Here is a 10,106-nt window from a genome sequence, read left to right as displayed (position 1 = left end):
CGCCCATTTCCGCTGCCCCCGTTCGAAACCACGTCGGTCCGTCACCGTGCAGCGAATCCACTTGACCAGCACCGCGCCATCGTACGGGGCCGAACGTGGCCCAGGTCACGCTCCGGGCAGCCCGGTTCCAGCCGCGCGATGATCGACATGACAGCCCCGCACACCAACCCGCTCTTCACCCGTCTGGAGTCAGCCGAGCGCGTGCCGGCGGCGGCACGGACATCCTCATGCGCGGCGACGAGTCGGGCCTCGGGATCGACGCGTACCACGGGGTCAGCCACGGGCTCGCACTGGAGAACATCGCCGCCCTGGAACGGGACGGCGCGCATCTCAGCGGGTTCTCCGTGCCTCCTTCGACGCGGGAGGGCGCTGTTCGTGGACGCGGTGGCACGCGCAGAAGTGCACGCCGGATCCCGCACTGAGACGGCCGGGCGCGCCACGGAGCGAGCGCGGAGGGAGTTCCTCCGGCAGGGGTTCGTGGCGAGTCATGGCCAAGTCAGGTGCAACTGGCCGGTACGGGGGGTGTGTTGTCGGTCGCGCGGACTAGCCTTGTGTTCAGAGGTATTGGACGTACGGAGGGATGACCGGTGAGCAGCAGTCTCAACAGGGGCGTCGAAAAGGTTGAGGTCACCCTCAAATGGGATCCGAGCCCGCTCGGCCGGCCGCCGCACGACCTGGACATCGTGGCCGCGACATACACCTCGGACGCGCCCAGCGACCGGCCGACGTATCTGGTGCACTTCGACAGCCGCTCACCTGACGGGACGATAATCCTGGAGAGGGAGAGCCGCACGGGCCAGGGATTCGGCTCCGACGAGGTGATGACGCTGGAGCTCGACCGGCTGGGATCCGACTACGCGCGCGTGGTGGTGGGGGTCGTCATCCAGCAGCGCGAGGGCCACCGGACGTTCGCCGACATATCGGGTGCGGGCGTCCGCGTGCTCGAAGGCCTCGCCGAGCTGACGGCGAGCGACTTCACCGAGGTCTCCGGGGCGACGGCGACGACGATCGCCGAGTTCACCAGGAACGAGTCGGGTACGTGGGACTTCCGCCCGGTGCTCCGGGGCTTCGACGACACCGACCCGCAGGAGTTCACGGAGCAGATGGGCGGCGTGTGACGACGGCGGCCCACCGGATCGTCTGAACAGAGACGAAGGGGAGGGGCGCCGGCACGATGCCGACGCCCCTCCCCTCAGGCCCTATGTCTCGGAACGGGAATCACTCCCACCGAGCTCAGCTGCAGCCGCTCGTCGACCCACAGCCCTCGCAGATGTAGCAGGACCCGGCCCGCTGCATCTTCGTACCGCACGAGAAGCAGAGCGGCGCGTCGGCGCTGATGCCGAGTTGCATCTCCACAAGCTCCGCCGAGGTGTGCGCCTGCTTGGGCGCCGGTGTCTCCGCGGCGTTCGACGTCGCGACCGGACCCACCGACTTCAGCGGCTCGACCTGGCGCGGTGCGGACTGCGCCAGGCTCTCGACGTCCATTCCCTCGTCGTCCATGGACGGCTCGTACGAACCGGTCTCCAGGTGACGCTGCCGCTCGTCGGCCGAGTGGATCCCGAGAGCCGAACGCGTCTCGAACGGAAGGAAGTCGAGCGCCAGCCGCCGGAAGATGTAGTCCACGATCGACTGGGCGAGGCGCACGTCCGGGTCGTCCGTCATACCGGCCGGCTCGAAGCGCATGTTGGTGAACTTCGAGACGTACGTCTCCAGCGGGACGCCGTACTGAAGTCCCACCGACACCGCGATCGAGAAGGCGTCCATCATGCCCGCGAGGGTCGAGCCCTGCTTGGACATCTTCAGGAAGACCTCGCCGAGCCCGTCGTCCGGGTAGGAGTTCGCCGTCATGTAACCCTCGGCGCCACCCACCGTGAAGGACGTGGTGATGCCGGGACGCCCCTTGGGCAGGCGCATCCGGACCGGGCGGTACTCGACGACCTTCTCCACCGCCTGGCGGATGGTGTCCTCGGTCTTCTCCGCGACCTGCTCCTTCTTCTTCGCAGAGAGGGGCTGACCGACCTTGCAGTTGTCGCGGTAGATCGCCAGCGCCTTGACGCCGAGCTTCCACGCCTTGAAGTAGACCTCTTCGACGTCCTCGACAGTGGCCGTCTCCGGCAGGTTCACCGTCTTGGAGAGCGCGCCGGAGATCCAGGGCTGGATCGCCGCCATCATCCGGACGTGGCCCATCGCGGAGATGGAACGCTCGCCCATCGCGCAGTCGAAGACCGAGTAGTGCTCGGTCTTGAGGCCGGGCGCGTCGATCACATTGCCGTTCTCGGCGATGTGGGCGACGACCGCCTCGATCTGCTCCTCCTGGTAGCCCAGGCGGCGCAGGGCCTGCGGCACCGTGCCGTTGACGATCTGCATCGAGCCGCCGCCGACCAGCTTCTTGAACTTGACCAGCGCGAGGTCGGGTTCGAGACCGGTGGTGTCGCAGGACATCGCGAGACCGATGGTGCCGGTGGGCGCGATGACCGAGGCCTGCGCGTTGCGGAATCCGTTCTTGGCGCCGAGACGGATGACGTCCTGCCACGCCTCGGTGGCCGCCGCCCAGATCGGGCCGTCCAGGTCGTCGATGTGCACGGCCGCGCTGTTGGCGTCCGAGTGCTGCTTCATGACGCGCTGGTGCGGCTCGGCGTTGCGGGCGTAGCCGTCGTACGGACCGACGACCGCGGCCAGTTCGGCGGAGCGCTTGTACGACGTGCTGGTCATCAGCGAGGTGATGGCGCCGGCGAGCGCCCGCCCGCCGTCACTGTCGTACGCGTGGCCGGTCGCCATCAGCAGGGCGCCGAGGTTGGCGTAGCCGATGCCCAACTGACGGAAGGCGCGGGTGTTCTCGCCGATCTTCTGGGTCGGGAAGTCGGCGAAGCAGATGGAGATGTCCATCGCCGTGATGACCAGTTCGACGACCTTGGAGAAACGGTCGATCTCGAACGACTGGTTTCCCTTGGTGTCGTCCTTGAGGAACTTCATCAGGTTCAGCGAGGCCAGATTGCACGACGTGTTGTCCAGGTGCATGTACTCGCTGCACGGGTTCGAGCCGTTGATCCGGCCTGATTCCGGGCAGGTGTGCCACTGGTTGATCGTGTCGTCGTACTGAATGCCGGGATCGGCGCAGGCCCACGCCGCCTCGGCCATCTTGCGGAAGAGGGACTTGGCCTCGACCTCTTCGATGACGTCGCCGGTCATCCGGGCGCGCAGTCCGAACTTGCCGCCCTCTTCGACGGCTTTCATGAACTCGTCGTTCACACGGACCGAGTTGTTGGCGTTCTGGTACTGGACGGACGTGATGTCGTCGCCGCCCAGGTCCATGTCGAAGCCCGCGTCACGCAGGGCGCGGATCTTCTCCTCTTCCTTCACCTTGGTCTCGATGAAGTTCTCGATGTCGGGGTGGTCGACGTCGAGGATGACCATCTTGGCCGCGCGGCGGGTGGCGCCGCCGGACTTGATCGTCCCCGCGGAGGCGTCGGCACCGCGCATGAAGGAGACGGGACCCGAGGCGTTGCCGCCGGAGGAGAGAAGCTCCTTGGAAGAACGGATCCGCGAGAGGTTCAGGCCGGCGCCGGAGCCGCCCTTGAAGATCATGCCCTCTTCCTTGTACCAGTCGAGGATCGACTCCATGGAGTCGTCGACGGCCAGGATGAAGCAGGCCGAGACCTGCTGGGGCTGAGGGGTGCCCACGTTGAACCACACCGGCGAGTTGAAGCTGAAGACCTGGTGCAGGAGGGCGTACGCCAGCTCGTGCTCGAAGATCTCCCCGTCCTCCGGCGAGGCGAAGTACGCGTTGTCCTCGCCCGCCTTGCGGTACGTCTTCACGATGCGGTCGATGAGCTGCTTGAGGCTCGTCTCGCGCTGCGGCGTGCCGACAGCCCCGCGGAAGTACTTGCTGGTGACGATGTTGACCGCGTTCACCGACCAGAAGCCGGGGAACTCGACGCCACGCTGCTCGAAGTTGACCGAGCCGTCGCGCCAATTGGTCATGACGACGTCCCGGCGCTCCCAGACCACCTCGTCGTACGGATGCACGCCGGGGGTCGTGTGGATTCGCTCGATACGCAGGCCCTTGCCGCCCTTGGCTCCCTTGCTCCGGGAACCTCGTGCTGTCGGACCGCTCGCCGTCTCTGTCATGCCGCCTCCCATATACAGGCGCAAACGCCCTGAAGTGCCATGTTCTTCCCATGGCACAGTGATGTGTCCATTGCCACGGACGCCGCGTGGGGCGCTCGTGGCAGGTCTCATCGCCGCTGGGGCGCCCGATCGACAATGATCGGTCGCTGAGCTGTCGCGATAGGTCGGTAACCGATCGATGATCCATCGATGACCGATCGGTCGTCACCGCTCGATACGTCGGTGACAGTGAGCCGGTGCCGTTACCGGGGTCCGGTCAGTCGGCAGCGGTGACGGACTCGGGGACCTCGGGGGTCGCGCCGAGCGCGCCTTCGTCAGTGGGAGGCCGCGTACGGAGCTCCGCCACGGCGGCCTCGAAGTCTTCGGGCGAGTCGAACGCCCTGTATACGGATGCGAAGCGCAGGTACGCGACGAGGTCGAGCTCCTGCAAGGGGCCGAGTATGGCCAGCCCGACATCGTGGGTGGTCAGTTCGGCGCTGCCGGTGGCGCGCAGCGCCTCCTCGACCCGCTGGCCGAGTTGGGCGAGGGCGTCCTCGGTGACCGGTCGTCCCTGACATGCCTTGCGCACACCGGAGATGACTTTGGTGCGGCTGAAGGGTTCCGTGACTCCGCTGCGCTTGATCACCATCAGCGAGGCGGTCTCCACCGTCGTGAAACGGCGGGAGCAGTCGGGGCACTGACGGCGGCGTCGGATGGACGTCCCGTCGTCGGTGGTGCGACTGTCGACGACACGGCTGTCGGGGTGCCTGCAGAAGGGGCAGTGCATGGCTTCCGACCCTCCTTCACAGCACGACTGAGAAGCCTCGACGGGCCCTGGAGGGGCCGTACGAAGCAGACTCCAGCATAGGCGATGGCCTCCGTCGGGAAAGACCCGGGACCACTACTTCTGGGCGACTGCGCCAATCCAACCACTACATGTAGGGCTGGCGCACGCTTCCGAGCGGTCGCGCGTGTCGCAACGGGCGGCAGGCCGACGGCCGTACGGCGCCGGGCACGAGGCCACCCGCTCCGCCGCCGGAGGCGGCCCGGCACGAGAGTACGGGAGCCCCGAACGTACCGCGATTCCGGGCCACCCGATGAGAGACTGGGCGCCGTCGGCCCGGCCGGGACGGCGGTGAGGGTTACCGCAATGAGCCGTGGACGGCCGGTAGATGAGCGATGGACAACCCGTGCGGACGGTCCTGAATACGCGCGCCACATACACCGCTGATATTGCCCCGTCAGCACTTCCGGGGATTTTCACTCGAACGTGTGTTTGGCGCAACCTTTCGAAAGCAACTACCGTTGTCCAGCTAGGGAGAACATTTCGAGAGGGGCCGACGTGACCACTACCGCAGACAACGCCACCATTACCGCCCAGGACCGCTCCCAGAGCCGACTCGAGCCGGTGCATCCCATGAATGACGCAGCCACGAATCCGGAGGGCGTAAAGCCCACTCGCTCGCTGCCCGGCCGACCTCCTGGAATCCGGGCGGACAGCTCCGGTCTCACGGACCGGCAGCGACGGGTCATCGAAGTCATCCGCGACTCCGTGCAGCGGCGGGGATATCCGCCGTCGATGCGCGAGATCGGCCAGGCCGTCGGCCTGTCCAGCACGTCCTCCGTCGCCCATCAGTTGATGGCTCTGGAGCGCAAGGGTTTCCTTCGCAGGGATCCGCACCGGCCGAGGGCCTACGAGGTCCGGGGCTCCGACCAGCCGAGCACCCAGCAGACGGACACGACCGGCAAACCGGCCGCGTCGTACGTGCCGTTGGTCGGCCGGATCGCGGCGGGCGGGCCGATCCTCGCCGAGGAGTCCGTCGAGGACGTGTTTCCGCTCCCCCGCCAACTGGTTGGTGACGGCGAGCTGTTCGTCCTCAAGGTCGTCGGTGACTCGATGATCGAGGCGGCGATCTGCGACGGCGACTGGGTGACGGTCCGCCGCCAGCCCGTGGCCGAGAACGGCGACATCGTGGCCGCGATGCTGGACGGCGAAGCCACCGTCAAGCGCTTCAGGCGCGAGGACGGCCATGTGTGGCTGCTCCCGCACAACGCGGCGTACCAGCCGATCCCCGGCGACGACGCGACGATCCTCGGCAAGGTTGTGGCGGTCCTGCGGCGGGTCTGAGGGCTCGCCGGCATCAGGCCGGCCCCGGGACCCACTGCGCCGGTCCCGGGGCCTCGCTGTGCCCGCCGCGGGCCCACCGTGGGGCGGGTCCGCACCGCGCCTGCGGCTACCGGCCGTCCGACTTGGCCCGTGCGTCGATCGCGGCCAGGGAGCGACGGGCCTGGTTGCGGTCCGTCGTGTACCAGAAATCGGGCATCGAGGCCCGGAGATAGCTGCCGTACCGCGCGTTCGCCAGCCGGGGGTCCAGGACGGCCACCACACCACGGTCGCCCGAGGCCCGCACCAGCCGGCCGGCGCCCTGAGCCATCAGCAGGGCGGCGTGCGTGGCCGCCACGGCCATGAAGCCGTTGCCACCGGACTGCTCCACCGCCTTCTGGCGCGCGCTCATCAGTGGGTCGTCGGGACGCGGGAAGGGAATCCGGTCCATCACCACCAGCTGTGAACTCGGTCCGGGGACGTCCACGCCCTGCCAGAGCGAGAGTGTGCCGAACAGACACGTCGCGGGGTCTGCCGCGAAAGCCTTGATCAACTCGCCGAGGGTCTCCTCCCCTTGAAGCAGGATCGGCGTGTCGAGTCTGCCGCGCAGCTCCTCGGCTGCCGCCTGGGCGGCCCGCATGGAGGAGAACAGTCCGAGCGTACGGCCGCCCGCCGCCTCGACCAGCTCCGCGAGCTCGTCCATCATGTCGCCGCGTGAACCCTCCCTGCCGGGAGGGGAGAGATGCCGCGCGACATAGAGAATGCCCTGCTTGGGATAGTCGAAGGGCGAACCGACGTCGATGCCCTTCCACTGCGGGACGTCCTCCCCCTCCGTCCCCTCCGGGGACAGCCCCAACGACGCCCCGACACCGTTGAAGTCGCCGCCGAGCTTGAGCGTGGCCGAGGTCAGGACCACCGAGCGCTCGCTGAAGAGCTTCTCCCTCAGCAGGCCCGACACCGAGAGCGGAGCGACTCGCAGAGACGCGCCGAACCGGTCGTGGCGCTCGTACCAGACCACGTCCCACTCGCTGCCGTTGGCGATCCGCTCGGCGACGCTGTGGATGGATTCCACGGACGCGAGGGCCTGCTTGCGTACGGCGTCCTCGTCCTGCACGGACTTGTCGCGAGTGGCGCCCATCGCCGAGATGACCGTGCGCGCGGCGTCACGCAGCGACATCAGCGCGTAGCCGAGGTCTTCGGGGACCTCTTCGAGCCGGCCGGGGACGACCAGCTCCATCAGCCGTTCGAAGGTCTCGGCGGCCGTCTGGAGCGAGTCGGCCGCCTTCTCGTTGACCAGCTTGGCCGCGCGGCGCACCGCGCGGTTGACCTGGCCGGGCGTGAGCTCGCCGGTGGCGACCCCGGTGACCCGCGACACCAGCTCGTGGGCCTCGTCGACGATCAGCACCTCGTGCTGCGGGACGACAGGGGCACCCTCGATGGCGTCGATGGCCAGGAGGGCGTGGTTGGTGATCACGACGTCGGCGAGCTTGGCCCGCTCGCGTGCCATCTCGGCGAAGCACTCCGCGCCGTAGGCGCACTTCGTCGCACCCAGGCACTCACGGGACGACACGGAGATCTGCGCCCACGCCCGGTCGGAGACACCCGGCGTGAGATTGTCCCGGTCGCCGGTCTCCGTCTCGTCCGCCCAGTCCCGCATCCTCAGGAGGTCCTGGCCGAGCTTGCTCGTGGGCGCCGCCGCCTCGAACTGGTCGAACAGCCCGTCCTCCTCTTCCTGCGGCACGCCCTCGTTGAGGCGGTGCAGACAGAGATAGTTGGAGCGGCCCTTGAGCATGGCGTACTCGGGCCGCCGCCCCAGCAGGGGGCTCAGCGCGTCGACCGTACGGGGCAGGTCACGCTCCACGAGCTGCCGCTGCAGGGCCAGGGTCGCGGTGGCCACCACGACACGCTCGCCGTGCGCCAGCGCGGGTACCAGATAGCCGAGTGACTTTCCGGTGCCGGTGCCAGCCTGCACGAGCAGATGGGAATTGTCGTCGATGACCTCCGCGACGGCCTCGGCCATGGTGACCTGGCCTTGGCGTTCCACACCGCCGACAGCGGTGACGGCGGCATGGAGGAGCTCGGAAAGAGATGGCTTCGTCATAGCCCGACCACCCTACGGCTCACCACTGACAACGGCGATCACGTCCCGTTCGTACCGCCCGCCGGGAGGGCGAGCGGATTGGGCACCGTCCCGTGTACGGCGGCGTGCGGGCGGTCGGCCCGATCGCGGTATCCGTCGAGATGCAGCCGGTTGCGGTTGAGACAGAGCCGCGCGATTCGGGGCGTGAGCAGGTCGAATGTCTCGAAGCGGTGACCGAGTTCGGGGAACCGGGCCTGGTGGCGCAGGATTTCGGCCCGTACGAGTGACCAGAACGTCCGCTCCGGGATGTCCAGTTGCTCCTCGCACAGCGGTGCGAGGAAGCGGAAGACACCGACGAAGAGGCCCGAGTGGATGAACTGGGTGAGGAAGGACGGATCTTCGGTAAGGAGGGTGTCCCTGACCTCCTGCGGCATCCCCTCGTGCTCCGGAAGCGGCTGGGCGCTGATGTTCACGTCGTCCACGAAGTCCTTGATCGCGAGGCGCACGGGGACGTCCCTCTCGTCGAAGACGACGACGGCGTTCTCCCCGTGCGGCGAGAAGACGGTGCCGTAGCGGTAGAGGAAGCGCAGCAGAGGCGGCAGCAGCGCGGCGAAGAGCTTGCGGAGCCAGACCTCGGCGGGGAGGCCGGACCGTTCGACGAGCTCGGCGGTGAAGGCGCGGCCCTGTGGATCGGTGTGCAGGAGGGAGGCGAGGGTCCGCGCGCGTTCGCCGGGGGCGAGCCGGGCGGGGAGGGGTTCACGCCAGATCGCGCCGAGGAGTTCCTTGTACTGGTAAGGGACCTCTGGAACGTGGTCGTACAGCGGGTGGGTCACCGTCACCGAAGCCACTTCCCCGAGCAGGATCACTCCGCATTCGTCGCGGAGGAAGGGGTCCGACTCGTAGAGCCCCCGCATCCAGGCGGTGACGGCCGGAGCGGCGAGCGTCCGTGCGGTGGGCAGACCGCGCCAGACAAGGGTGTTGAGGATGGACAGCGGCAGTTTCACCGTGTGCCGGTCCGGCCGGGTGGTGTTGAGGAACGTACGGATCGACTGCTGCGGCAGTCTGATGTCGCCGTCGGTGGGGAGCGGGACGATCGTGCCGCCTGCGATCTCGGCGGCGTAGAGGGGGAGCAGTACTTCGTCCCACTGCCAGGGGTGTACGGGGAGATAGAGGTACGCGTCCGGGTCGAGGCCGCGAGAGCGGAGCACGGAGGCGAAGCCTTCGCGGGTCGCGGGGTCGAGTTCAAAGCCGTAGAGCCGGCCGGGAGAGGCGAGGGAGGGAACGCCCCGGTAGCTGGCGATGGTGGTGCTGACCGCTATCCAGGGGAGCCGGGAGGGCGTGCGGGACTCGGGTGCCCAGCGGGTGGAGTCGGTGGCGGAGAAACCTATGCGGCCCTTGTTGAGTATGAGCCAGGGGTGGCCGGTCTGGTGGCCTTCGAGGTCGGCGTAGTCGAGGTCGGCGAGTTGGGCCGCGGTGAGCGCGGTGCCGGCGATTCTGGCGTCGGCGACGAGGGTGGCGTTCAGTTCGCGGACGAGGTGGCCGAGGGTGGCGCCGTCGATCGCGAGGAGGCGGCGGGCGAGCACGAGGAAGCGGAGCGGGTCCCGGAAGGGCTGCCCCGCGTGTTCGACGGAGTGGGGGTCGACGCGCCAGGCGCCGTACGCGCCGCGTCGGGCGGTGAAGGTGAGGGGGGTGCCGTCGTCGAGCGCGAGCGTGTAGCGGTCGGGCGCCTCGCCGTTGGCGCCGGCCCGTGCGACGGGCTCGATGATCTCCTCGTACGCGAATTCGCCGAGGAGTTTCGCGAGGAGGCGGGCGGTG

Annotated in this window: 7 protein-coding genes and 1 pseudogene; 3 read left to right on the top strand and 5 right to left on the bottom strand. The window is 68.3% G+C overall.

The window, feature by feature from the left end:
• Positions 1 to 72, bottom strand: a pseudogene (locus tag P3L51_RS32800) (DUF4937 domain-containing protein); the annotation flags it as partial.
• A gap of 155 nt (positions 73 to 227) precedes the next feature.
• Here P3L51_RS32800 and P3L51_RS32795 point away from each other — a divergent pair.
• Entirely contained in the window at positions 228 to 422 is a 195-nt protein-coding gene (locus P3L51_RS32795; RefSeq protein ID WP_354608986.1) for a hypothetical protein, read from the top strand.
• Positions 423 to 587: 165 nt separating this feature from the next.
• Entirely contained in the window at positions 588 to 1,118 is a 531-nt protein-coding gene (locus P3L51_RS32790; RefSeq protein ID WP_354608985.1) for a TerD family protein, read from the top strand.
• A gap of 115 nt (positions 1,119 to 1,233) precedes the next feature.
• Here P3L51_RS32790 and P3L51_RS32785 read toward each other — a convergent pair whose 3' ends face one another.
• Together P3L51_RS32785 and nrdR are read right to left on the bottom strand one after the other, a co-directional pair.
• A complete protein-coding gene (locus tag P3L51_RS32785) occupies positions 1,234 to 4,128 on the bottom strand; it encodes a vitamin B12-dependent ribonucleotide reductase (protein ID WP_354608984.1) in 2,895 nt (964 codons plus the stop codon).
• A 256-nt stretch (positions 4,129 to 4,384) separates the two neighbouring features.
• Positions 4,385 to 4,894, bottom strand: coding sequence for a transcriptional regulator NrdR (nrdR, locus tag P3L51_RS32780; protein ID WP_354608983.1), 510 nt, complete (start codon positions 4,892 to 4,894; stop codon positions 4,385 to 4,387).
• A gap of 555 nt (positions 4,895 to 5,449) precedes the next feature.
• Here nrdR and lexA point away from each other — a divergent pair.
• The gene (lexA, locus tag P3L51_RS32775) at positions 5,450 to 6,235 is read left to right on the top strand and encodes a transcriptional repressor LexA (protein WP_354608982.1); all 786 of its coding nucleotides are present in this window, start codon (positions 5,450 to 5,452) and stop codon (positions 6,233 to 6,235) included.
• A 106-nt stretch (positions 6,236 to 6,341) separates the two neighbouring features.
• On the opposite strand, the gene P3L51_RS32770 is transcribed toward lexA, so the two are convergent.
• Together P3L51_RS32770 and P3L51_RS32765 are read right to left on the bottom strand one after the other, a co-directional pair.
• Positions 6,342 to 8,312, bottom strand: coding sequence for an ATP-dependent DNA helicase (locus P3L51_RS32770; protein WP_354608981.1), 1,971 nt, complete (start codon positions 8,310 to 8,312; stop codon positions 6,342 to 6,344).
• Between the two features lie 38 nt (positions 8,313 to 8,350).
• Positions 8,351 to 10,106 (bottom strand): IucA/IucC family protein (locus P3L51_RS32765; RefSeq protein WP_354608980.1); only part of this gene is annotated, 1,756 nt, incomplete at its 5' end.

It is taken from the genome of Streptomyces panacea, from assembly GCF_040560175.1.
Taxonomy (GTDB): domain Bacteria; phylum Actinomycetota; class Actinomycetes; order Streptomycetales; family Streptomycetaceae; genus Streptomyces; species Streptomyces panacea.
This window is presented reverse-complemented; position numbering and strand designations above follow the sequence as displayed.

Excerpts from the sequence above, each read along its gene's own strand:
- P3L51_RS32785 (WP_354608984.1), bottom strand. The coding sequence starts at position 4,128 with ATGACAGAGACGGCGAGCGGTCCGACAGCACGAGGTTCCCGGAGCAAG.
- P3L51_RS32770 (WP_354608981.1), bottom strand. The coding sequence starts at position 8,312 with ATGACGAAGCCATCTCTTTCCGAGCTCCTCCATGCCGCCGTCACCGCT.
- nrdR (WP_354608983.1), bottom strand. The coding sequence starts at position 4,894 with ATGCACTGCCCCTTCTGCAGGCACCCCGACAGCCGTGTCGTCGACAGT.
- P3L51_RS32795 (WP_354608986.1), top strand. The coding sequence starts at position 228 with ATGCGCGGCGACGAGTCGGGCCTCGGGATCGACGCGTACCACGGGGTC.